At 70.0% G+C, this 23210-nt stretch carries 20 protein-coding genes; all 20 read right to left on the bottom strand.

Going from position 1 to position 23210, the window contains the following annotated elements; genetic code table 11:
- Positions 1–16 precede the first annotated feature (16 nt).
- On the bottom strand, positions 17–1606 hold the full coding sequence (gene atpA / locus AB0958_RS28945) for a F0F1 ATP synthase subunit alpha (protein ID WP_366893422.1): 1590 nt from the start codon (positions 1604–1606) through the stop codon (positions 17–19).
- A gap of 126 nt (positions 1607–1732) precedes the next feature.
- Positions 1733–2554, bottom strand: a complete 822-nt coding sequence (locus tag AB0958_RS28940) for a F0F1 ATP synthase subunit delta (protein ID WP_132888908.1) — start codon at positions 2552–2554, stop codon at positions 1733–1735.
- Entirely contained in the window at positions 2551–3096 is a 546-nt protein-coding gene (locus tag AB0958_RS28935) for a F0F1 ATP synthase subunit B (RefSeq protein WP_360524971.1), read from the bottom strand. The genes AB0958_RS28940 and AB0958_RS28935 overlap by 4 nt, the downstream gene beginning before the upstream one ends.
- 37 nt (positions 3097–3133) lie before the next feature.
- Entirely contained in the window at positions 3134–3382 is a 249-nt protein-coding gene (atpE, locus tag AB0958_RS28930) for an ATP synthase F0 subunit C (protein WP_132888906.1), read from the bottom strand.
- Positions 3383–3457: 75 nt separating this feature from the next.
- A complete protein-coding gene (gene atpB, locus AB0958_RS28925; protein ID WP_132888905.1) occupies positions 3458–4294 on the bottom strand; it encodes a F0F1 ATP synthase subunit A in 837 nt (278 codons plus the stop codon).
- Between the two features lie 210 nt (positions 4295–4504).
- The gene (locus AB0958_RS28920; RefSeq protein ID WP_366893421.1) at positions 4505–4936 is read right to left on the bottom strand and encodes a hypothetical protein; all 432 of its coding nucleotides are present in this window, start codon (positions 4934–4936) and stop codon (positions 4505–4507) included.
- A gap of 313 nt (positions 4937–5249) precedes the next feature.
- On the bottom strand, positions 5250–6569 hold the full coding sequence (locus tag AB0958_RS28915; RefSeq protein ID WP_366893420.1) for an MraY family glycosyltransferase: 1320 nt from the start codon (positions 6567–6569) through the stop codon (positions 5250–5252).
- 150 nt (positions 6570–6719) lie between these two features.
- Positions 6720–7964: a serine hydroxymethyltransferase gene (gene glyA / locus AB0958_RS28910; RefSeq protein WP_366893419.1), complete on the bottom strand. Its 1245-nt coding sequence runs from the start codon at positions 7962–7964 to the stop codon at positions 6720–6722.
- Between the two features lie 92 nt (positions 7965–8056).
- Positions 8057–8740, bottom strand: coding sequence for a protein-tyrosine-phosphatase (locus tag AB0958_RS28905; protein ID WP_366893418.1), 684 nt, complete (start codon positions 8738–8740; stop codon positions 8057–8059).
- Positions 8737–9384 (bottom strand): L-threonylcarbamoyladenylate synthase, encoded by a 648-nt coding sequence (locus AB0958_RS28900; protein ID WP_358983049.1) that lies wholly within the window; start codon positions 9382–9384, stop codon positions 8737–8739. The genes AB0958_RS28905 and AB0958_RS28900 overlap by 4 nt, the downstream gene beginning before the upstream one ends.
- 79 nt (positions 9385–9463) lie before the next feature.
- The gene (prmC, locus tag AB0958_RS28895; protein ID WP_366893426.1) at positions 9464–10303 is read right to left on the bottom strand and encodes a peptide chain release factor N(5)-glutamine methyltransferase; all 840 of its coding nucleotides are present in this window, start codon (positions 10301–10303) and stop codon (positions 9464–9466) included.
- Between the two features lie 92 nt (positions 10304–10395).
- Positions 10396–11472, bottom strand: coding sequence for a peptide chain release factor 1 (gene prfA, locus AB0958_RS28890; RefSeq protein ID WP_366893417.1), 1077 nt, complete (start codon positions 11470–11472; stop codon positions 10396–10398).
- Positions 11473–11586: 114 nt separating this feature from the next.
- A complete protein-coding gene (rpmE, locus tag AB0958_RS28885) occupies positions 11587–11811 on the bottom strand; it encodes a 50S ribosomal protein L31 (RefSeq protein ID WP_062155333.1) in 225 nt (74 codons plus the stop codon).
- Between the two features lie 267 nt (positions 11812–12078).
- On the bottom strand, positions 12079–13215 hold the full coding sequence (locus AB0958_RS28880; RefSeq protein WP_366893416.1) for an LCP family protein: 1137 nt from the start codon (positions 13213–13215) through the stop codon (positions 12079–12081).
- Positions 13216–13433: 218 nt separating this feature from the next.
- The gene (locus AB0958_RS28875) at positions 13434–15206 is read right to left on the bottom strand and encodes a trypsin-like serine protease (RefSeq protein ID WP_366893415.1); all 1773 of its coding nucleotides are present in this window, start codon (positions 15204–15206) and stop codon (positions 13434–13436) included.
- Between the two features lie 199 nt (positions 15207–15405).
- Positions 15406–17442, bottom strand: a complete 2037-nt coding sequence (gene rho, locus AB0958_RS28870) for a transcription termination factor Rho (RefSeq protein ID WP_366893414.1) — start codon at positions 17440–17442, stop codon at positions 15406–15408.
- A gap of 405 nt (positions 17443–17847) precedes the next feature.
- Positions 17848–18777: a homoserine kinase gene (gene thrB / locus AB0958_RS28865; RefSeq protein ID WP_366893413.1), complete on the bottom strand. Its 930-nt coding sequence runs from the start codon at positions 18775–18777 to the stop codon at positions 17848–17850.
- Positions 18778–19137: 360 nt separating this feature from the next.
- On the bottom strand, positions 19138–20196 hold the full coding sequence (gene thrC / locus AB0958_RS28860) for a threonine synthase (protein WP_366893412.1): 1059 nt from the start codon (positions 20194–20196) through the stop codon (positions 19138–19140).
- 6 nt (positions 20197–20202) lie between these two features.
- Positions 20203–21492 (bottom strand): homoserine dehydrogenase, encoded by a 1290-nt coding sequence (locus AB0958_RS28855; protein ID WP_366893425.1) that lies wholly within the window; start codon positions 21490–21492, stop codon positions 20203–20205.
- A 317-nt stretch (positions 21493–21809) separates the two neighbouring features.
- Positions 21810–23201, bottom strand: a complete 1392-nt coding sequence (lysA, locus tag AB0958_RS28850; protein ID WP_366893411.1) for a diaminopimelate decarboxylase — start codon at positions 23199–23201, stop codon at positions 21810–21812.
- Positions 23202–23210: the final 9 nt, after the last annotated feature.

Raw genomic sequence — 23210 nt, 5'->3', positions numbered from 1 at the left:
AGGTCCCTTCCTTACGTCACTTGGCCGCGGCCGGGGCGTCCTCGCCGAGAAGCTTGCCGTCCGAGGTCTCGAACTGCTTCTTGAACTCGGCGATCGCGTCGGCGACAGCGGTGAGGGTGTCGTCCGACATCTTGCCGCCCTCCTTGATGGAGGTCATGAGGCCCTGCTCCTTGCGGTGCAGGTACTCCAGCAGCTCCTTCTCGAAGCGGCGGATGTCGGAGACCGGGACGTCGTCCATCTTGCCGGTGGTGCCGGCCCACACGGAGACGACCTGGTCCTCGGTGGACATCGGCTGGTACTGGGCCTGCTTGAGCAGCTCGACCAGACGCTGGCCACGCTCCAGCTGCGACTTCGACGCGGCGTCCAGGTCGGAACCGAAGGCGGCGAACGCCTCCAGCTCGCGGTACTGGGCCAGGTCCAGACGCAGTCGGCCGGAGACCTGCTTCATCGCCTTGTGCTGCGCGGAACCGCCGACTCGGGAGACGGAGATACCGACGTTCAGCGCGGGGCGCTGACCGGCGTTGAACAGGTCCGACTCCAGGAAGCACTGGCCGTCGGTGATGGAGATGACGTTGGTCGGGATGAACGCCGAGACGTCGTTGGCCTTGGTCTCGACGATCGGCAGACCGGTCATCGAGCCGGCACCCATGTCGTCGGAGAGCTTGGCGCAGCGCTCCAGGAGACGGGAGTGCAGGTAGAAGACGTCACCCGGGTAGGCCTCACGGCCCGGCGGGCGGCGCAGCAGCAGCGACACGGCGCGGTAGGCGTCGGCCTGCTTCGACAGGTCGTCGAAGATGATGAGGACGTGCTTGCCGTCGTACATCCAGTGCTGGCCGATGGCCGAGCCGGTGTACGGCGCCAGGTACTTGAAGCCGGCCGGGTCGGACGCCGGGGCGGCGACGATGGTCGTGTACTCCAGCGCGCCGGCCTCTTCGAGGGCGCCACGCACGGAGGCGATGGTCGAGCCCTTCTGGCCGATGGCGACGTAGACGCAGCGGACCTGCTTCTTCGGGTCGCCCGAGCGCCAGTTGTCGCGCTGGTTGATGATGGTGTCGACGGCCAGGGCGGTCTTGCCGGTCTGGCGGTCGCCGATGATCAGCTGACGCTGGCCGCGGCCGACCGGGGTCATGGCGTCGACGGCCTTGTAGCCGGTCTCCATCGGCTCGTGCACCGACTTACGGGCCATGACGCCCGGAGCCTGCAGCTCCAGGGCACGGCGGCCGGACGTCTCGATCTCGCCGAGGCCGTCGATCGGGTTGCCGAGCGGGTCGACGACGCGGCCGAGGTAGCCCTCGCCGACCGCGACGGAGAGGACCTCACCGGTGCGCTGCACCGGCTGACCCTCCTCGATGCCGCTGAACTCACCGAGGACGATGGCGCCGATCTCGCGCTCTTCCAGGTTCAGCGCGAGGCCGAGGGTGCCGTCCTCGAACTTCAGCAGTTCGTTGGCCATGGCCGAGGGAAGACCCTCGACCTTCGCGATGCCGTCGCCGGCAAGGGTGACCGTACCGACCTCCTCGCGCGAGGCCGCGTCCGGCTGGTACGACTGGACGAAGTTCTCCAGCGCGTCCCGGATCTCCTCCGGCCGGATCGTGAGCTCCGCCATCTGGGTTCCCTGCTCTCCTTGTTGGGCCCGAAGTTTCACTTGGGGGGTCTGGGGGCGACCCCCAGGATTCTTCTGCACACCGGCCCAACCAGGGCCGTAAGTACGTACTGACTCTTGAGTTGGGTGCTAGCTCGCCATGCGGCGGGCCGCGTCCTCGAGCCGGTCCGCGATCGAACCGTTGATGACCTCGTCACCGACCTGCACCCGGATCCCGCCGACGACGTCGGGGTCGACGTCGAGGTTCAGGTGCATCGTGCGGCCGTAGAGCTTCGCGAGGGCGGCGCCCAGGCGCTGCTTCTGCGGCTCGCTCAGCGGGACCGCCGAGGTGACGACGGCGACGACGCGGTTGCGGCGCTCCGCGGCGAGCTTGGACAGGGCCTCCAGGCCCGCTTCCAGGCTACGTCCCCGCGGCGCGGTCACGAGGCGCGTGACCAGACGCTCGGTGGCGGGCTTGGCCCGGCCGCCGAGCAGCCGGTGCAGCAGCTCGATCTTGGCGGCGCCGGTCGCCTTGCGGTCGGTGAGCGCGGCGCGCAGCTCGGTGCTGGAGGAGACGATCCGGCCGAACCGGAACAGCTCGTCCTCGACGTCGTCCAGCGTGCCCGACTTCTGCGCGGCGGTGAGGTCGGCGACGTCCGCCAGCTCCTCCAGCGCGTCCACCAGGTCGCGGGGCTGCGACCAGCGGGAGCGGACCAGACCGGCCACCACGTCGGCGGTGGTCCCGGAGACCTGCCCGCCGACCAGGCGGCGGACCAGCTCGGCCTTGGCCTCGCCGGACTGCGCCGGGTCGGTGAGGACCCGACGCAGGCCCGCCTCGCGGTCGAGCAGCGCGGTGACGGCCGCCAGCTCGTCGGCGAGCCGCGTCGCGTCCACGGACACGGAGTCCGTGAGCGCGTCGAGACGCTCGCGTCCGGCTGCCAGGGCCTCGCGGCTCGCTCCGTGCGCTGTCATCGAGCCGCCTCGGCCTTCTCCTCGAGTTCGTCGAGGAAGCGGTCGATGACGCGGCTCTGCCGGGCGTGGTCCTCGAGGGACTCGCCGACGAGCTTGCCGGCCAGGTCGGTGGCCAGCTGGCCGACGTCCTGACGTAGGGCCTGCGCGGCCGACTTGCGGTCGGCCTCGATCTGGGCGTGCCCGGCGGCGACGATCTCCTCACGCTGCCGCTGGCCCTCGGCGCGCATCTCGGCGATGAGCGCGGCGCCCTGCTCCTGAGCCTCCTGGCGCAGGCGCGCGGCCTCGTGACGGGCCTCGGCCAGCTGCGCCTTGTACTGCTCAAGGACGCTCTGGGCCTCGGTCTGCGCGGCCTCGGCCTTCTCGATACCGCCCTCGATCGCCTCGCGGCGCTGCTCCAGAACCTTGTTGATGTTCGGAAGGAGCTTCTTGGCGAGGAAGCCGAAGACGATGACGAAGGCGATGAGGCCGATGACGAGCTCTGGGATCGGCGGGATGAGGGGGTTTTCGGCCTCCTCCGCCGCCAGCTGAACCAGGGGGCTCATATCAGTGCCTTTCGTCTAAAAGTGCGCGACGGTCGGGTCAGGAGGCCGGGTAGACGAACGGCATGACCAGACCGATCAGGGCGAGCGCCTCACAGAAGGCGAAGCCGAGGATCTGGTTGGCGCGGATGAGGCCGGCGGCCTCGGGCTGACGGGCGAGCGCCTGCGTGCCGTTGCCGAAGATGATGCCGATACCGACGCCCGGGCCGATCGCCGCGAGGCCGTAACCGATGGAACCGAGGTTGCCCTTGATCTGGACGCCGGCGGCAATGGTTTCGAGAGCGGACATGCCGGTTCTTCCTTCTCTTTCAATGACCGGTGGGGGTTGGCCACCGGATGCCTGGGTGGGTGGTCGGGCTGGCGCTCAGTGGTGCTCGGCGAGCGCGCCCTGGATGTAGCTGCAGGTCAGCAGTACGAAGACGTACGCCTGGACAGCCTGGATGAAGAGCTCGAAGGCGGTCATCACGAGGACCATGACGAACGAGACACCGGAGTAGGCGATGCCGATGCCGTTCAGCATGTACCAGCTGGCGATCGTGAAGAGCAGCAGCAGGGTGTGACCGGCGAACATGTTCGCGAAGAGTCGTACGGCGTGGGTGAACGGCCGGACGATCAGGTTCGAGAAGAACTCGATCGTCATCGACAGCGGGAGCACCGGGCCGAGCGTCTTGTCGTAGCCGGTGACGTTCTTGAAGAAGCCGACGAAACCCTGGCGCTTGAAGGTGAGCACGACCCACGTGATGTACACGAGGGCGGCCAGCACCGCGGGGTACGAGATGATCGCGGTGACCGGGAACTGGGCGATCGGGATGATCGACCACAGGTTCATCATCCAGATGAAGAAGAACAGCGAGACGACGAACGGGACGTACTTCTCGCCTTCCTTCTTGCCGATGGTCTCGTAGACGACGCCGCGACGGACAAAGTCGTAGCCGGTCTCGGCGATCATCTGGAGCTTGCCCGGGACAACCTTCGGACGCGCGAAGGCGGCCCAGAAGAAGCCCACGATGATGATCGACCCGAGCAGCGCCAGCAGCATCGTCTTGTTGAAGTACACGCTGCTGTCCGCGTCGCCGAAGAGCGGCTTGAACAGGAACGAGTGCAGGCCCGGAGCCGGGAAGCCACACCCGTCGAACAGGTGGCAGCTCGTGTCGAAAGCGAGCGTCTGCGTCGGGTCAGCACTCACCGCGGGCTCCTTCATCGTGGCGCATGGGTACGGCAACCTCGTTGTGTCGGCGCGGCGCAGGGCCGCGGTTCGGCACGGGACTGGTGTTACGGATGTGAGGGCGGCTGGGGGGCATCTCGCCTCGCGATTGAGCAGGCGTCAGCTCAGATGCCCGCGCCCGCGATGCCGCAGTTGGCACCGGACGATAGCAGGATCTCTCGTACGTCTTTATCCCGGCCCTACCCCTCACGACGAATGCCCGGTCTTCTCGGCCTTGTCGGCCTTGTCCGGTTCGACGTAGAGGATCTTGGCCTTCATGTGGGCGCGGGTCTGCGCGGCGATCCACGTGAGGGTGGCGACCACGAGCGTGATGGCGAAGGCCCGGGGGTTGAACAGCGTCGTGTTCTTGAACACGGCCATGAAGACGACCAGCAGCAGGAGCTGGGCCGCGTAGAGCATCAGGCCCATCATCTGGAAGAGCTGCGGCATGGACCTGGCCGTGCGCTGCAGGACATAGAGACCGATCCCCATGAAGAGGATCACGATCACCGTCCCGACGAGCGCCCCGATCACTCCCTTGCCGCCCGCGACCACACCGCCGACGACGGCGGCGAGCACGCCGACGGCGGCCGTGGGTACGGCGGCCTGGGCCAGGATCCGGGCGTCATTGGACGGCATGGCGGCAACTCCGCTTTCACAGGGGGCAGGTGTCGTCATGGACGAGCGTAGTCCCGGTCGGAGGGGCGAAAACCTCACGCCTGCCTCACGCCAATGGACCAACGCGGTTGCGTCCGTCGGCTCTGTCCGGGGTTCTCGTGAACCGTATCACAAACTATTTGATGAGGTCTTTACCTGTTGGGTGTGCTTGGTGTCACACATGAGAGTGAACCTGCCCGTCTGAGCGAAAACCGGGCCGTTCTGTCTGGTATTGGGGGTGTTTACTCCCCCACGACTTGGCAATGCTCTAGTCAGATTCTTACCTTGGCGAGGGTCAGCGCGAGCTTCCCGAGGTGCGCCGGTCCAGCACGCGGGAGCGGGCTCCGATGGCCGTCGCACCGTTTGCCTGACCGCGCTCCGGAGCCGCAACTACAGCCGCCGGCTGCGGAGTTGCGGCGGCGGGCGCCTGGGCCGCCAGGGCGGCCCTGCGGCGGCGGTAACGCGGCGGCACGAAGGACTGCGCCCACATCGGGGCCCGCGGGGTGAAGCGCGGCAGCAGGAGCAGCGCCAGGCCGACCGCGCTGAAGAAGACCACCCCGAGCACGATCCACATGGACGCGGAGTTCACGGAGTAGGCCAGCGCCCCGAAGGCGATCAGGGCCGCCCAGAAGTACATGATCAGCACGGCCCTGCTGTGCGAGTGGCCGACTTCCAGCAGCCGGTGGTGCAGGTGCCCGCGGTCCGCCGCGAACGGCGACTGGCCGCGCCAGGTGCGCCGCACGATCGCGAGGACCAGGTCGGCGGCCGGCACCGCGATGATCGTCAGCGGCAGCAGCAGCGGGATGTAGACCGGCACCATCTGGTGGACCGCGTTGCGCTCGGACCCGGCGAACAGGTTCATCACGTCCGGGTCCACCTGGCCCGTGACCGAGATCGCGCCCGCGGCCAGCACCAGGCCGATCAGCATCGAGCCGGAGTCGCCCATGAAGATCCGCGCGGGGTGCATGTTGTGCGGCAGGAAGCCCAGGCACATGCCCATCAGGATCGCCGAGAACAGCGTGGCCGGGGCGGCGGCCTCGATGCCGTACGAGTACCAGATCCGGTAGGCGTACATGAAGAACGCCGCGGCGGCGATGCACACCATGCCGGAGGCCAGGCCGTCCAGGCCGTCCACGAAGTTCACCGCGTTGATGGTGATCACCACCAGCGCCACCGTCAGCAGGGTGCCCTGCCACGGGGTCAGCGCCACCGTGCCGACACCCGGGATGGGCAGCCACAGGATCGTCAGACCCTGCATGACCATGACGCCCGCGGCGATCATCTGACCGCCCAGCTTGATCAGGGCGTCGATCTCGAACTTGTCGTCGAGCACACCGATCAGCCAGATCAGCGCCGCCCCGGAGAGCAGCGCGCGCGGCTCGTTGGACTTCTCGAAGACCTCGTTGAGGTTGGTCATGTGGTCGGCGACCAGCAGACCCGCGCACAGCCCGAAGAACATGGCGATACCGCCGAGCCGCGGAGTGGGTTCCCGGTGCACGTCACGGGCCCTGATCTCCGGCATCGCCCCGGCCACGATCGCGAACTTCCGTACCGGCCCTGTCAGCAGATACGTCACCGCGGCCGTGATGCAGAGCGTCAGCAGGTATTCACGCACGGGCTTCCCCACAGGTCTCGCTGGCCATCACAGCCCCACACCCTAGCGAGGGACGCATATGGATGGGGACTTCCGGGTAGCGACGATGGTTGCACGTGCGGCTGTGAACCGGGCGCACAACGGTGCCTACGACGCTGCGCCTACCCCGTCTCAGCGGGGATACGGCGGAAATCTACCCGTGAGCTCCCGCACCTCGTCACGCACCCTCCCCACCTCCGTCCCGCGCACCACGGCCGCCAGCAGGTCCCCGATCCGGGTCACCTCCTCCTCCCCCATGCCCTGGGTGGTCACGGCCGCCGTGCCCAGCCGCAGCCCGCGTGCGTCACCGTGCGGAAGAGCACAGCAGTCGAGGACGATCCCGGCGGCGGCCAGCCGTCCCCGGGCGACGCGCCCCTCCACGCCGAGCGGGGCGGGGTCGACGGTGATCAGATGGGTGTCGGTGCCGCCGGTCGTGACCACGAGCCCGTGCTCGGCGAGACGGGCCGCGAGCACCTTCGCGTTGGCGACCACCTGATGGGCGTACGCGCTGAACGCCGGTGTCGCCGCCTCCCCGAACGCGACCGCCTTGGCGGCGACGCTGTGCATCTGCGCGCCGCCCTGGGTGAACGGGAACACCGCCCGGTCCAGGCGCTCGGCCAGCTCGGGCGCCTGGCACAGCAGCATCCCGCCGCGCGGCCCGCGCAGCACCTTGTGCGTGGTGGCGCACACCACGTCGGCGTACGGCACCGGGTTCGGCGCCGCTCCCCCCGCGACGAGCCCGATCGGGTGGGCGGCGTCGGCGATCAGGTACGCGCCCGCCTCGTCGGCGATCGCACGGAAGAGGGCGTAGTCGAGGTGGCGGGGGTAGGCGATGGATCCGCACACGATCGCCTTGGGCCGGTGCGACCGGGCCAGCGCGCGCACCTGGTCGTAGTCGACGAGCCCGCTCTCCGCGTCCACCCCGTACCCGATGAAGTCGAACCAGCGGCCGGAGAAGTTGGCCGGCGACCCGTGCGTGAGGTGACCGCCGTAGGGCAGCCCGAGGGCGAGCACGGTGTCACCGGGGCGCAGCAGCGCGGCGTAGGCCGCCAGCACGGCGGAGGAGCCCGAATGGGGCTGCACGTTGGCGTGGGCGGCGCCGAACAGGGCCTTGGCACGCTCGACGGCGAGCCGCTCGGCGACGTCGACGATCTCGCAGCCGCCGTGGTACCGGGCGCCCGGATACCCCTCGGCGTACTTGTTGGCGAGCGGCGAGCCGAGCGCCGCCAGCACGGCCGGGGAACTGAAGTTCTCGGCGGCGATCAGCTGCAACGACGTCGACTGCCGGGCCAGCTCCCCCAGCAAGAGCTCGGCCAGCTCGGGGTCCTGGCGCCGCAGCAGCAGATCGCCCTCGTCGAGGGCAGGGGTGACCGACATGACGGGCTCCGGGCGGTCGGCGGTGACGTAGGTCCAATGTAGGCCCGGTATGCGACGGACGCGCGGTTTGTGCGTACGGGTGCGGAGGGTCGCTACATCCGCGCCGGAACACCTGTCAGCGCCGTCACCACCGGGTCCAGCGCCTCATGTATCTCGTCGCCGATGGACTGGAAGAACGGCAGCGGGGCACCGTACGGGTCGTGGACCTCGTCCGCCTCCGCGGTCGGGGCCAGCAGCCAGCCGCGCAGCGCGGCGGCCGCGCGGACCAGCGCGCGGGCGCGGACGACCACGCCGTCCGTGAGCGGCGGCAGGGTCGCCGGGTCGATCGCGCGGACCAGCCGGGTGAACTCCTTCAGGGTGAACGTGCGCAGGCCCGCGGAGTGGCCCATGGAGATGACCTGGGCGCGGTGGTCGCGGGTGGCCGTCAGCACCAGGTCGGCCCGGATGACGTGCTCGTCGAGCAGTTCCCGGCCCACGAACCCGGAGGCGTCCGCGCCGTAGTCGGCGAGCACGGCCTCCGCGTTCGCCTCCATGGGGGCGCCCTCGTGGCCCCAGGTGCCCGCGCTCTCCACGATCAGCCCGCCGCCCAGGAACGTGCCGAGCCGGTCGGTCACGAGGTGGCGGTTCAGCCGCTCGGTGATCGGCGAGCGGCACACGTTGCCGGTGCTGACGTGGAGGATGCGGAAGCTGTCGCGCGGCAGCCCCACGAACGTCGTCGTGATCTCCGCCGCGCGCTCCCCGTTGCCTATGCCACGCCCCGCGTCAGGGGCTGTCAATTCGCCACCTCGAGGTCGGGTACGACCTTGCGCAGCTCCTCCGCCGAGATCGCGCCCGCGCGCAGCAGCAGCGGAACCTCACGGGTGACGTCGACGATCGAGGACGGCACGTTGCCCGGGGTCGGACCGCCGTCGAGGTACACGGAGACGGAGTCGCCGAGCATGTCCTGCGCGGCGTCACAGGTCTCCGGCGAGGGGTGACCGGTGAGGTTGGCGGAGGAGACGGCCATCGGGCCGACCTCGGTGAGCAGTTCGATGGCGACCGGGTGCAGTGGCATGCGCACGGCGACCGTGCCACGGGTGTCGCCCAGGTCCCACTGGAGGGACGGCTGGTGCTTGGCGACCAGGGTGAGCGCGCCCGGCCAGAACGCGTCGACCAGCTCCCAGGCCAGCTCGGAGAAGTCGGTGACGAGACCGTGCAGGGTGTTCGGGGAGCCGATCAGCACCGGGGTGGGCATGTTGCGGCCCCGGCCCTTGGCGTCGAGGAGGTCGGCGACCGCCTCCGAGGTGAACGCGTCGGCGCCGATGCCGTACACCGTGTCGGTCGGCAGCACCACCAGTTCCCCCCGGCGGACGGCGGACGCGGCCTCGCGCAGACCCGTCACGCGGTCGGTCGCGTCGTTGGTGTCGTATCGCCGTGCCATGTCTAGCGGGCCTCCTCGTACACGTAACTCTGGACTTCGGGAAACACTGCCTGCGGGGTACGCGCCGCATGCGGGGTGCTCACGGCAGCGCCTTGCGGGCGGTCGCGAAGCGGGGGCGGTTGTTGAGGTCCGGGTGGTCGGCCGCGTCGGCCCAGCCCCGCTCCTCGGTGAAGATCCACGGCACCTGGCCGCCCTGGGTGTCGGCGTGCTCGATGACGACGACGCCTCCGGGGCGCAGCAGCCGGTGCGCGGTGCGCTCGATGCCCCGGATGAGGTCCAGGCCGTCCTCGCCGGAGAACAGCGCGAGTTCGGGGTCGTAGTCGCGAGCCTCGGGGGCGACGTACTCCCACTCGGTGAGCGGGATGTACGGAGGGTTGGAGATGACCAGGTCGACATGGCCGTCGAGGTCGTGGAAGGCGTCCAGGGCGTCTCCCTGGCGCAGGTCCACCCGGGAGCCCGCCATGTTCTTGCGGGTCCACCGGAGCGCCTCCTCGGACAGCTCCACGGCGTGCACGCGCGAGCGCGGGACCTCCTGCGCGAGGGCGAGCGCGATGGCACCGGAACCGGTGCACAGGTCGACGATGCGCGGCTCGACGACGTCCATGGCCCGCACCGCGTCTATGGCCCACCCGACCACCGACTCGGTCTCCGGGCGCGGCACGAACACCCCCGGACCCACCTGGAGTTCGAGATAGCGGAAGTACGCCCGCCCGGTGATGTGCTGGAGCGGCTCGCGCTGCTCCCGGCGGGCGATGACCTCCCAGTAGCGGGCGTCGAAGTCCGCGTCCTTGACGGTGTGCAGCGCGCCCCGCTTCACGCCGTGCACGAACGCGGCGAGCTCCTCCGCGTCGTTGCGCGGCGAGGGCACGCCGGCGTCGGCCAGCCGCTGGGCGGCCTGCGCCACCTCGGCGAGCAGCACACTGCGGGGGCTTGGGGGTCGCCCCCCAAATTCTTGCTGCACGCTGGTCCTCCGTGTCGTAACTCGTACGTTCCGTACGTGCCGTACGTGCCTTACGCGGCCGCGAGCTTGGCGGCCGAGTCCGCGTCGACGCAGGCCTGGATGACCGCGTCGAGGTCGCCGTCCAGGACCTGGTCCAGGTTGTACGCCTTGAAGCCGACGCGGTGATCCGAGATGCGGTTCTCCGGGAAGTTGTACGTGCGGATCTTCTCGGAGCGGTCGACGGTGCGGACCTGGCTGCGGCGGGCGTCGGCGGCTTCCCGCTCCGCCTCCTCCTGAGCCGCGGCGAGCAGCCTGGAGCGCAGGATACGCAAGGCCTGCTCCTTGTTCTGGAGCTGGCTCTTCTCGTTCTGGCAGGAGGCGACGACCCCGGTGGGGAGGTGCGTGATGCGCACGGCGGAGTCGGTGGTGTTGACGGACTGCCCGCCGGGCCCGGAGGACCGGTAGACGTCGATCCGCAGGTCGTTGGGGTTGATCTCGACGTCGACCTCCTCGGCCTCCGGCGTGACGAGCACACCGGCCGCGGAGGTGTGGATCCGGCCCTGCGACTCGGTCGCCGGCACCCGCTGCACGCGGTGCACGCCGCCCTCGTACTTCAGCCGCGCCCAGACACCCTGCCCCGGCTCCGTGGCGCCCTGGCCGCCCTTGGTCTTCACGGCGACCTGGACGTCCTTGTAGCCGCCCAGCTCGGACTCGGTGGCGTCGATGATCTCGGTCTTCCAGCCGACGCGCTCGGCGTACCGCAGGTACATGCGCAGCAGGTCGCCGGCGAACAGCGCGGACTCGTCGCCGCCCGCGCCGGCCTTGATCTCCAGGATGACGTCCTTGTCGTCGGACGGGTCCCGGGGCACCAGCAGCAGCCGCAGCTTCTCGGTGAGCTCGTCGCGCTGCTTGTCCAGCTCCTTGACCTCGGCGGCGAAGTCGGGGTCGTCGGCGGCCAGTTCACGCGCGGTCTCCATGTCGTCGCCGGTCTGCTTCCAGGAGCGGTACGTGGCGACGATCGGGGTGAGTTCGGCGTAGCGCTTGTTCAGCTTGCGCGCGTTGGCCTGGTCGGCGTGGACCGACGGGTCGGCGAGCTTCTTCTCCAGGTCTGCGTGCTCGACGACGAGTTCCTCGACGGCCTCGAACATGTTTGGCTCCTGATACTGCTGCGGCACGGGGGAAGGAAGGGCGGGCGACCAAAAACGCCGGTCCGGGCACACCCCGCACGGGGGGCGTGCCGTGGACCGGCGAAGTCGGGCTCGCTACTTCTTGGAGCCGGCGGCAGCCTTGCCGAAGCGGGCCTCGAAGCGGGCCACACGGCCACCGGTGTCGAGGATCTTCTGCTTGCCCGTGTAGAACGGGTGGCACTCGGAGCAGACCTCGGCACGGATGGTGCCGCTGGTGATCGTGCTACGAGTGGTGAACGAGGCGCCACAGGTGCAGCTGACCTGCGTCTCGACGTACTCGGGGTGGATGTCGCGCTTCAAGGGGTTCTCCTAGATATCGGGAGGGCACCGGGTCGCCGTCGCGGGCTGCGGGGCGTGAACCGGGGCCGACGGTCCAGTCTGCCAGGGCTGGCCGTATCTCCCAAAACCGGGGGGCTTGGATCTTTATTCCAGGGGCTACGCCCATAGGGGGCGAGGCGCGACGCTTTCAGGGGCGTCTGCTGCAGCGCCCCTTCAGGGGCGCTGGGGGTACCCCCGGCCGAAGGCTGGGGGAGGAACTGCGCGACAAGCCACAGCCCGCCCGCACCCTCACGACGACGTGACGACTCCCTCGGCCTGCCCCGTCGCCGTCCCCTTGGTCGCGGAGGCCGGGATCGGCTCGTCGTCGCGCAGTGCGGCCCACACCTGCTTCGCCTTCGCCTCGGCGACCACCACCCGGTTCGGGTCGGACGGGTCGTACCGGACCGGCATCGTCACCATGTGCATGTGCTGCGCACCGATGGACTTGAGCCCGTTCGCGAAGTCGATCAGGGAGTTCACCGAGCCGAGGTCGGAGTCGGCGGTGACGGTCTTCGTCGCGGTGTCGGCGAGGTCGTACAGCTTCTTCGGGCTGGTGAACACCCCCACCTGCTCGACCTGGTTGATCAGCGCCTTCACGAACGCCTGCTGGAGCTGGATGCGCCCCAGGTCGGAGCCGTCGCCGACGCCGTGCCGGGTGCGCACCAGGCCGAGCGCCTGCTGCCCGTCGAGGGTGTGCTCGCCGGCCTTGAGGTCGAGGTGGCTCTGCGGGTCGTCGATGGCCCTGGTGGTGGTGAGGGTGACCCCGCCGAGTTCGTCGACGAGCTTCTGGAAGCCGGAGAAGTCGACCTCCAGGTAGTGGTCCATACGGATGCCGGTCACGGCCTCGACCGTCTTGACGGCGCAGGTGGCGCCCCCGGTGGAGTACGCGGAGTTGAACATCACCCCGGTCGCGGCGTCGTGCGTGGTGCCCTGCGCGTCCGTGCAGGAGGGGCGGTCGATGAGGGTGTCCCGGGGGATGGAGACCACGCTCGCCTGCCGGTGTCCCTTGTAGACGTGGACGATCATCGCCGTGTCGGAGCGGGCGCTGCCGTCGTCGGCGCCGCCGCCGAGCTTCCGGTTGGCGCCGGAGCGCGTGTCCGAGCCGAGGACCAGGATGTTCTCGGAACCGTTGTCGACCTTGGCGGGCCGGTCGGAGCCGAGCATCTGGTTGATGTCGACGGTTCTGAGGTTGCCGTTGAGCTTGAAGTACAGGTAGCCGACGCCGGTGCCGCCGAGGACGAGGATGCCCGCCGCCGTCCAGGCCGTGACCCGCAGCGCCCGGTGGCCACCGCCGGGCGGCTTGCGGCGTCGGCCCTTGCCGCGGCGGCCGACGGCCGTCGTGGGGGGCTCGGGTATGTGCGGCCCTGACGTGCTCTCGGCGGACATGGGCTCCTCGGTTCTCGTACGACTGGTCGGTTACCCCCTGCTTTCAGGGTCAGGCCCGGCGTACCGGGAACATCGGCACGTACCGGACCATCGTCGCTCCGCCTGGTCAGACAGCGAAACTCGGGAAAGGGTTGCACGACGCGGTGTGCCCACCGCGTCACGCGATGGGCACACCGTGTCATCGGGCGAGTGCGGGCGAACCCCACTCACCAGGCGTTTCAGCCGAAGATGTCGTACTGCTGGAAACCGGTGCCGAGCGACTTCCTTGTGGCAAAGATCTCGCTGGTCCCCTTGCCGGTGCCCGGGTAGAGGTACAGCGTGCCGCCGGTCGTACGGGCCACCAGGTCGGCCTTGCCGTCACCGGTCAGGTCGCCGACCGCGGCGAGGGTGTTGAAGCCGGTCCAGCCGGAGCGGACCTTCACCCGGGCCGAGAAGAGGCCGGTGCCGGACTTGCCGGTGCCCTTGTACAGGTACAGGTCACCGCCGCTGCTCCTGCGGGCCAGCAGGTCGGCCTTGCCGTCGCCGTTGAAGTCGCCGACGCCGCGCAGCTGGTTGTACTGGCTCCAGCCGCCGCCGATGCGGACGGCGGCGGCGAAGGTGCCGTTGCCCTTGCCCGGGTACAGCCACAGGACGCCGCTGGAGTCCTCGGAGAGGACGTCGGGCAGGTAGTCGCCGGTGAGGTCACCGGGGATGACGACGGCCTTGCGGCTCTTCCAGTTGGTGAAGAGCTTCGTCGTGACCCAGGAGCCCTTGGTCTGGGCGCTGTTGAGCGCGAAGTGGTCCCAGTACACGTCGCCGGTGGAGGACACCCGGTAGACGAGGTCCTGGAAGCCGTCCCGGTTCAGGTCGGCCTGGAGGATCAGGTTGACGCCGCCCCAGTCGCCCCACGAGACGCGGGAGGCGAGCGAGGTGCCCTTGGAGTCCAGCTCGTAGCCGGTCTTCGTCGACGACCTGCGGGCGAACAGGTCGGCCTTGCCGTCGGTGTAGCTCAGGTTGCTGTCGGCGATCTGCGCGTAGGCGGCACCGACGTAGGTGCTGACCTTGGAGAAGACGCTGTAGGCGCCCTTGGCGACACAGTTTTGGACGCCCCAGGAGACCACGCCGACGATCCGGCCGCCGACGACCAGCGGGCCGCCGGAGTCGCCGTTGCAGGCCGTGGTGGTGCCCGTGTCGGTGCCGGTGGCGGGCTTGCCGGCGCAGACCATGTGGCCCTTGACGTAGTAGCTGCCGTAGCCGCCCGTGCAGGTGGTGTCGGACTGGATGGGCAGCGTGGCCGTCTTCAGGGTCGGGGAGATCTCGTCCGAGGTGGAGCTGGTGCGACCCCAGCCGTAGACCTTGGCGGTCTTGGCTGCCGTGCCCGTGTACGACGCGGTGTCGGTGTTGGTCGTCATCCGGATCGGCGTCGCCTTGACCGGGGCGGCCAGGGTGAGCACGGCGACGTCGTTGTTGGGGACACCGTGGGACGACACGGTGTACGACGGGTGGTTCCACTGGCGCAGCACGCCGGAGAGGGTGCCGCCGTGCAGGTTGTCACTGCCGTCGCTGTTGGTGGTGGGCAGCGCGGCGGTGCCCGTGATGACCACGGACCTCGTGGTGCTCCACTTGAAGCCCTTGACGCAGTGCGCGGCGGTGAGGATCTTCGTGGGCGAGATCACCGAGCCGCCGCAGAAGAAGGCGACGTCGTCGCTGGTGTCGTCAGGGGTGCCCTTGGTGTCGTCGTACCAGAGCTGGGCCATCCAGGGCGCCGCGGCGATGGTGGTCGTACCGCCGCCGATGATCTTCGGCGTGACGGCGGAGCCGCCGCTCGACGGCTTCGTCGTGGTGGTCCCGCCGTTGACGGCGGCGACGGCGGCGACGGCGCGCCGCTCCAGCGTGGCCCGCGAGGGCGCGCTGACGGCCGGCTTGACCGTCGGCACCGGCTGGGTGGCCGCGCTGGCGGAGGTCGAGATCAGTGCGGCCGTGACGGCGGCGGCGACGGAGGCCGCGGCCACGGGCAGAGCGAAACGTATCCGGCGTCTGTGACGGCCGGTCCCGGACGTGGGTGTGCCCACCTGAGTCCCCCCCTGGGGATATGGAGTTCGACGTTCGGTCAAGGGACCGAAGGGCGTGATCGTACACCGGTCGCGAAACGCCGGAAGCCGTCCCCCACCAGGGGGGACGGCTTCCGGTTATGAAGATCTACGGGGACTCTCAGTCTCCGTTGCCGGGGGTCGGCGTCGTCTTCTGGATCTGCATCAGGAACTCGACGTTCGACTTCGTCTGCTTCATCTTGTCGAGCAGCAGCTCGATCGCCTGCTGCTGGTCGAGCGCGTGCAGCACCCGGCGCAGCTTCCAGACGACGGCCAGCTCCTCGTTGCCGAGCAGGATCTCCTCCTTGCGGGTGCCGGACGCGTCCACGTCCACCGCCGGGAAGATGCGCTTGTCGGCGAGCTTCCGGTCGAGCTTGAGCTCCATGTTGCCGGTGCCCTTGAACTCCTCGAAGATCACCTCGTCCATGCGGGACCCGGTGTCCACCAGGGCGGTGGCGAGGATCGTGAGGGAGCCGCCGTCCTCGATGTTGCGGGCCGCACCGAAGAAGCGCTTCGGCGGGTACAGGGCGGTCGAGTCGACACCACCGGACAGGATGCGGCCGGAGGCCGGCGCGGCGAGGTTGTACGCACGGCCCAGACGCGTGATCGAGTCGAGCAGGACGACGACGTCGTGGCCCAGCTCCACCAGGCGCTTGGCCCGCTCGATGGCGAGCTCGGCGACCGTGGTGTGGTCCTCGGCCGGGCGGTCGAAGGTCGAGGAGATGACCTCGCCCTTCACCGACCGCTGCATGTCGGTGACCTCTTCCGGACGCTCGTCGACGAGGACGACCATCAGGTGGCACTCGGGGTTGTTGTGCGTGATCGCGTTGGCGATCGCCTGCATGATCATGGTCTTGCCGGTCTTCGGCGGGGCCACGATCAGACCGCGCTGGCCCTTGCCGATCGGCGACACGAGGTCGATGATCCGGGTGGTGAGGACGCCGGGGTCCGTCTCCAGGCGCAGGCGGTCCTGCGGGTAGAGCGGGGTCAGCTTGTTGAACTCCGGGCGGCCGCGGCCGTGTTCGGGCGCCATGCCGTTGACGGAGTCGAGGCGGACCAGCGCGTTGAACTTCTCGCGACGCTCGCCCTCCTTCGGCTGACGGACCGCGCCGGTGACGTGGTCGCCCTTGCGCAGGCCGTTCTTGCGGACCTGGGCGAGGGAGACGTACACGTCGTTCGGGCCGGGGAGGTAGCCGGAGGTCCGGATGAACGCGTAGTTGTCGAGGATGTCCAGGATGCCCGCGACGGGGATCAGGACGTCGTCGTCGGCCAGCTGCGGCTCGGCGCCGCCGATCTCGTCACGGCCACGACGGCCACGACGGTCCCGGTAGCGGCCGCGACGGCCACGGCGGCCGCCGTCGAAGTCGTCGTCGTCCTGCGGTCCCACGTTGCGGTCCTGACGGCCGCCGCCCTGCTGCTGGCCCTGGCCCTGCTGCTGACGGTCCTGGCGGTCCTGCCGGTCCTGACGCCCGCCCTGGCCGCTCTGGCCGCCCTGCTGCTGCTCGTCGCCCTTGCCGCGGCGGTCGCGGTCACGGCCGCGCTCGCGGCGGTCGCGGCGGCCACGGGCCTCGCTGTCACCGGCGTCGGCCTTCGCCTCGCCCTGCTGCGCGGGCGTCTCGGCCTTCGTCTCGGCCTTCGCCTCGGCGACGATCGTCTCCGCGCCGCCCGCGGCCGGGCTGCCCGCCTCGGCGGTGGCACGCCGACGACGGCGCTCGGTGGGGGCGTCGTCCCCGCCGCGCTCGGCCTCGCTCGCGCGGGAGCCGGCCGGCTGGCCCGGGATCTCGATCTGCTGCTGGGCCACGGCCTTCTCGGCGGGCTGCTCCGCCTTCTTCTCGGCGGTGTCGTCCCCGGTACGGGCCTTGGAGGTGGCCCGGCGCTTCGGCTTGGTCTCGGTGGCCGCCTCGGCCTTGGCGGGGGCGCCGCCGCCGGCCTGGGCCTCCTTGATGACCTCGATCAGCTGGCTCTTGCGCATGCGCGCGGTGCCCCTGATGCCGAGGCCGGATGCGACCTGCTGAAGCTCGGCCAGCACCATGCCCTCGAGGCCGGTACCGCGGCGCCGCCGGGAGCCGGCACCGGAGGCAGGCGCGGAGGCGTCCGTGGCGGGCGCGGCAGCGGTCTCCTCGACACGTGCGCCCATCAGATCGGTGGTGTCGCTCACGAAGGGTCCTTCCCTGGAGCGGACGTCGGCCTGTCTGGCTCGGCGACCGGTTGTGCTGTCCGGCTTCGGTCCTTGCTGTGTGGACCGTGCCGGGGCGGTGGTCCGCCAAAGCGGCGGAGAGAATTTCTGGTGACGGCGCTTCGTCAGCCGTGGCACCCGGTGTCACGTTGGCGTGGTCGCACCTGTTCCGGAGCGTGCCCAGCGGCCTGCTCAGAGTCCGCGTACGGCGTACTGCCCAGGTACGTCATACAGAACGCTGAATGGCTTGGGAGACTCCCGGAAGAATGTCTGTCCCGGACGGGGACGTGAAGCACCTCGCCATGGTGGGGTCGGGTGCAGACTTGAGGTTAACACTACCGGATCCAACAAACATTCCCCCTCTCCAAATCCGGCAATCGCACGCGGTCAGATGTCACTGGAGGTCGCGAGCGGCAGCACACTCGCCCCTCGCGCGTCGAGGTCGAGCCTGTTGGCGGCCCACTCCGGACCGGCCAGGGCCTGCACCTTCTCGGCGCTGTCGGCGTCCGCCAGGGCCATCACGGTGGGTCCGGCGCCCGAGATCACGGCCGGGACCCCGTCGGCGCGCAGCCGTTCCACCAGGGCGGCGCTCTCCGGCATGGCCGGGGCGCGGTACTCCTGGTGCAGCCGGTCCTCGGTGGCGGGCAGCAGCAGCTCGGGGCGCCGGGTGAGGGCCTCGACGAGCAGGGCGGCACGGCCCGCGTTGGCGGCCGCATCGACGTGCGGCACGGAGCGCGGGAGCAGTCCGCGCGCGGTCTCCGTGAGGACCGGCTTTCCGGGCACGAAAACCACCGGAACGATGGAATCGGCGGGCTCCATCCTGATCGCCCGGGCGGCGCCGGACTCCATCCAGGAGAGCGTGAAACCGCCGAGCAGACAGGCCGCGACGTTGTCGGGGTGACCCTCGATCTCGGTGGCCAGCTCCAGCAGCGCGGCGTCGTCGAGCCTGGCCTCGCCGCCTATGGTCACCGCGCGCGCGGCGACGATGCCGGCGCAGATGGCGGCGGAGGAGGAGCCCAGACCACGGCCGTGCGGGATGCGGTTGGCGCACACGATCTCCAGGCCGCGGGGCTGTCCGCCCAGCAGGTCGAAGGCAGTGCGCAGGGAACGTACGAGGAGGTGACTCTCGTCACGTGGCAGCGACTCGCTGCCCTCACCCGCGATGTCGATGTGCAGCCCGGAGTCGGCCACCCGGACGACGACGTCGTCGTAGAGCCCCAGTGCGAGACCCAGGGCGTCGAAGCCCGGGCCGATGTTGGCGCTGGTGGCGGGGGTGCGCACCCGGACGGCGGCGGCGCGGAACGCTGGACCGGCCATCGCTCGATGACTCTCCTTGAGCTGCGTGATGGTCGAATGACATTCGATGGGTATGTGAAGGAACCTCGGGCCGTGGAGACGGCGCGGCACCGCGCCATATGCGCGGGCATATGCAGCGGGCGGGTTCGGTACAGCCTATCGAAGGAAGGTTCTGTGGCGACATAGGGCGCACAGGAGGCGCACGATGCGTGTCGTAAGCCCCCTGTGCCCCCTTCGTAGGGAGCCCCCTCGTCAGGACGCCACAGGCTCCTCACCGGTTGCCCGGCCGGGGTCGGTCGAGTGCGCCGAACGGGTCGAGTGGTTCTCAAGCACTCCTCGAGTACTTCTCAAGCACTTTTCGAGTACCCCTTGAGCGGTTTTCTAGGCGAGGCCGAGGCGCTCCGCCGCGGCGGCCGCGTCGACCGGCACCGTGACCGGCTGCGGGGCGCCGGCGACGGCCCAGTCGGGGTCCTTCAGGCCGTTGCCGGTGACCGTGCAGACGATGCGCTGGCCCGGGTCCACCTTGCCCTGCTCGGCGGCCTTCAGCAGACCGGCGACGGAGGCGGCGGAGGCGGGCTCCACGAAGACACCCTCCTGAGCGGCCAACAGCCGGTAGGCGCGCAGGATCTCACGGTCCGTCACCTCGTCGATCAGGCCCTCGGACTCGTCCCGCGCGGCCAGCGCGAACTGCCACGAGGCGGGGTTGCCGATCCGGATCGCGGTGGCGATGGTCGAGGGGTCCTTGACGATCTCGCCGCGCACGATCGGGGCGCTGCCGGAGGCCTGGAAGCCCCACATCCGGGGGGTCTTCGAGGAGACGCCGTCATCGGCGTACTCCTTGTAGCCCTTCCAGTAGGCGGTGATGTTGCCCGCGTTGCCGACCGGCAGGACGTGGATGTCGGGCGCGTCCCCGAGCATGTCCACGATCTCGAAGGCGGCCGTCTTCTGCCCCTCGATGCGCACCGGGTTGACCGAATTGACCAGCGCCACCGGGTAGTTCTCGCTCAGGCCGCGGGCGAGGGTGAGGCAGTCGTCGAAGTTGCCGTCGACCTGGAGGATCTTCGCGCCGTGCACGAGGGCCTGGCCCATCTTGCCGAGCGCGATCTTCCCGCGCGGCACGAGCACGGCCGAGACCATGCCGGCGCGCACGGCGTACGCGGCGGCCGAGGCGGACGTGTTGCCGGTGGAGGCGCAGATGACGGCCTGCGCGCCCGCCTCCTTGGCCTTGGAGATGGCCATGGTCATACCGCGGTCCTTGAAGGACCCGGTCGGGTTCGCGCCCTCCACCTTGAGGTGGACCTCGCAGCCCGTGCGCTCGGAGAGCACCTGCGCGGGCACGAGGGGCGTGCCGCCCTCACGGAGCGTCACGACCGGCGTGGTGTCGGAGACGGGCAGCCGGTCCCGGTACTCCTCGATGATTCCGCGCCACTGGTGGGTCATTGCTGGTTACTCTCCTTCAACCCGCATGATGCTGGCGACACCCCGCACGGTGTCCAGCTTGCGCAGCGCCTCGACGGTCCCGGAGAGGGAGGCGTCGGAGGCCCGATGGGTGACGACGACGAGGGAGGCCTCGCCGTCCTTGCCGGTCTGCCGCACCGTATCGATGGACACCCCGTGCTCGGCGAACACGGTGGCAACCTGGGCGAGAACACCCGGTTTGTCGGCGACGTCGAGGCTGATGTGGTAGCGCGTGACGACATCGCCCATCGGGGAGACGGGCAGGGCGGCGTACGCCGACTCGCCGGGCCCCGTTGCCCCGCTGAGCCGGTTGCGGCAGACGGCGACCAGGTCGCCGAGGACCGCGGAGGCGGTCGGGGCGCCGCCGGCGCCGGGACCGTAGAACATCAGCTGTCCGCTCGCGTCGGACTCGACGAAGACGGCGTTGTACGCGCCGCGCACCGAGGCGAGCGGATGGGTCAGCGGGATCATCGCGGGGTGCACGCGGGCGGTGACCGAGCCGCCGTCGCCGGCCCGCTCGCAGATGGCCAGCAGCTTGATGGTGCAGCCCATGTTCTTGGCGGAGGCGAAGTCGGCGGCGGTGACCTCGGTCATGCCCTCGCGGTAGACGTCGTCGAGGCGGACCCGGGAGTGGAAGGCGATCCCGGCGAGGATGGCGGCCTTGGCGGCCGCGTCGAATCCTTCGACGTCGGCGGTCGGGTCGGCTTCCGCGTACCCGAGCGCGGTGGCCTCGTCGAGGGCCTCCTGGTAGCCGGCGCCCGTGGAGTCCATCTTGTCCAGGATGAAGTTGGTGGTGCCGTTGACGATGCCGAGCACCCGGTTGACCTTGTCGCCGGCGAGGGACTCGCGCAGCGGCCGGATCAGCGGGATGGCGCCGGCGACGGCGGCCTCGTAGTAGAGGTCCCTGCCGTGCTGGTCGGCGGCCGCGTGCAGGGCGGCGCCGTCCTGGGCGAGCAGCGCCTTGTTGGCGGAGACCACGGAGGCGCCGTGCTCGAAGGCGGTGGTGATGAGGGTGCGGGCGGGCTCGATCCCGCCGATGACCTCGACGACCACGTCGATGTCGCCGCGTTTGACGAGGGCGGTGGCGTCGGTGGTGACCAGCGCCGGGTCGATGCCCTCGCGGACCTTGGAGGGCCGTCGTACCGCCACACCGGCCAGCTCGACCGGGGCGCCGATCCGCGCGGCGAGGTCGTCGGCGTGCGTCGTCATGATGCGCGCCACCTCTGAGCCGACAACCCCACAGCCCAGCAGCGCCACCTTCAGCGGACGCGTACGCATCATCCGACCTCGTTTCCTCATACCGTCTACGGTTGGACCAGTCTCACTCACCGGACGGTGGTTTCTACCCCCGGTCCGGATCGTGAGACGTCTATTTCATTCTGTGGGGCCGGAAGACAGAAGATCTTCCGCTCGAAGGACCGAAGATCTTCCACTCCCGTCGGTCGACGCCGATACGCCACGGCGTGCTCGCGACGCCTGTCGGTCGACGCGTGTGCGCGACTCCTGTCGGTCGCCGCGTGTGCGCGACGCCAGGCGGTTGCCGCCGCCGTGACCGCACTGCGGATCAGCCGACGCCTGTCGGTCGACGCGCCGGTTCATCCGACGTCGAGGCGCAGCAGGTCCTCCTCCGTCTCCCGCCGGACGATCACCCGGGACTCGCCGTCGCGGACGGCGACGACGGGCGGCCGGAGCACGTGGTTGTAGTTGCTCGCCATGGAACGGCAGTAGGCGCCGGTGGCCGGCACCGCGATGAGGTCACCGGGTGCCAGGTCACCGGGCAGGAACGCGTCCTTCACCACGATGTCGCCGCTCTCGCAGTGCTTGCCGACGACGCGGGCGAGCATCGGCGCGGCGTCGCTGGTCCGCGACACGAGGGCGACGCTGTACTCGGCGTCGTACAGCGCGGTCCGGATGTTGTCGGACATGCCCCCGTCGACGGAGACGTAGGTGCGGAGGTTGTCGAGCGGCTTGATCGTGCCGACCTCGTAGAGCGTGAAGGCGGTCGGTCCCACGACGGCCCGCCCGGGCTCCACGGAGATGCGCGGCGTGCGCAGCTTGGCGGCCTCGCACTCACGCGTCACGATCTCGGTCAGCGCCTTGGCGATCTCGTGCGGCTCACGGGGGTCGTCGTCACTGGTGTACGCGATCCCGAGCCCGCCGCCGAGGTCGATCTCGGGCAGCTCGACGCCGTGCTCGTCCCGGATGTCCTTGAGCAGCCCCACCACGCGGTGCGCGGCGACCTCGAACCCGGACATGTCGAAGATCTGCGACCCGATGTGCGAGTGGATCCCGATGACCTCGAGCCCGTCCAGCTGGAGCGCCCGCCGCACGGCCTCCGCGGCCTGGCCGCCGGCCAGCGGGATCCCGAACTTCTGGTCCTCGTGCGCGGTGGCGATGAACTCGTGCGTGTGGGCCTCGACACCGACGGTGATACGAATCTGCACCCGCTGCCGCTTGCCGAGTCCCTGCGCGATGTGGGCGACGCGGACGATCTCCTGGAAGGAGTCGAGCACGATCCGTCCGACACCGGCCTCGACGGCCCTGGTGATCTCGTCGACGGACTTGTTGTTGCCGTGGAAGGCGATCCGGTCGGCGGGCATCCCGGCGGACAGCGCGGTGGCCAGCTCGCCGCCGGAGCACACGTCCAGGTTCAGCCCCTCCTCGTGCAGCCAGCGCACGACGGCGCGCGACAGGAACGCCTTGCCCGCGTAGAAGACGTCGGCGTCGTGCCCGAACGCGCTGCGCCAGGCCTGCGCGCGGGCGCGGAAGTCGGTCTCGTCGAGGATGTAGGCGGGGGTGCCGTGCTGTTCGGCGAGGGTCTTCACGTCGACACCGCCGACGGTGACGACGCCGTCGGCGTCACGGGTGACCGTCTGGGCCCACACCTTGCCGTCGAGCGCGTTGAGGTCGGCGGGCGGAGCTGCGTAGTGGCCTTCGGGCAGGACGTCGGCGTGCCGGGGCCCGGCGGGGTGTGCGGAACGGCTCATGGCTCTTCT

The sequence above is a fragment of the Streptomyces sp. NPDC006655 genome, assembly GCF_040703965.1.
In the GTDB taxonomy this organism is placed as follows: domain Bacteria; phylum Actinomycetota; class Actinomycetes; order Streptomycetales; family Streptomycetaceae; genus Streptomyces.
The sequence above is the reverse complement of the archived record's forward strand: the minus strand, read 5'-3'. Positions and strand labels throughout refer to the sequence as shown.

Coding starts and splice junctions, on each gene's coding strand:
- atpA (WP_366893422.1), bottom strand. CDS start 1,606: ATGGCGGAGCTCACGATCCGGCCGGAGGAGATCCGGGACGCGCTGGAG.
- AB0958_RS28940 (WP_132888908.1), bottom strand. CDS start 2,554: ATGACAGCGCACGGAGCGAGCCGCGAGGCCCTGGCAGCCGGACGCGAG.
- AB0958_RS28935 (WP_360524971.1), bottom strand. CDS start 3,096: ATGAGCCCCCTGGTTCAGCTGGCGGCGGAGGAGGCCGAAAACCCCCTC.
- atpE (WP_132888906.1), bottom strand. CDS start 3,382: ATGTCCGCTCTCGAAACCATTGCCGCCGGCGTCCAGATCAAGGGCAAC.
- atpB (WP_132888905.1), bottom strand. CDS start 4,294: ATGAAGGAGCCCGCGGTGAGTGCTGACCCGACGCAGACGCTCGCTTTC.
- AB0958_RS28920 (WP_366893421.1), bottom strand. CDS start 4,936: ATGCCGTCCAATGACGCCCGGATCCTGGCCCAGGCCGCCGTACCCACG.
- glyA (WP_366893419.1), bottom strand. CDS start 7,964: ATGTCGGTCACCCCTGCCCTCGACGAGGGCGATCTGCTGCTGCGGCGC.
- AB0958_RS28900 (WP_358983049.1), bottom strand. CDS start 9,384: ATGGCACGGCGATACGACACCAACGACGCGACCGACCGCGTGACGGGT.
- prfA (WP_366893417.1), bottom strand. CDS start 11,472: ATGTTCGAGGCCGTCGAGGAACTCGTCGTCGAGCACGCAGACCTGGAG.
- AB0958_RS28880 (WP_366893416.1), bottom strand. CDS start 13,215: ATGTCCGCCGAGAGCACGTCAGGGCCGCACATACCCGAGCCCCCCACG.
- thrB (WP_366893413.1), bottom strand. CDS start 18,777: ATGGCCGGTCCAGCGTTCCGCGCCGCCGCCGTCCGGGTGCGCACCCCC.
- thrC (WP_366893412.1), bottom strand. CDS start 20,196: ATGACCCACCAGTGGCGCGGAATCATCGAGGAGTACCGGGACCGGCTG.
- AB0958_RS28855 (WP_366893425.1), bottom strand. CDS start 21,492: ATGCGTACGCGTCCGCTGAAGGTGGCGCTGCTGGGCTGTGGGGTTGTC.
- lysA (WP_366893411.1), bottom strand. CDS start 23,201: ATGAGCCGTTCCGCACACCCCGCCGGGCCCCGGCACGCCGACGTCCTG.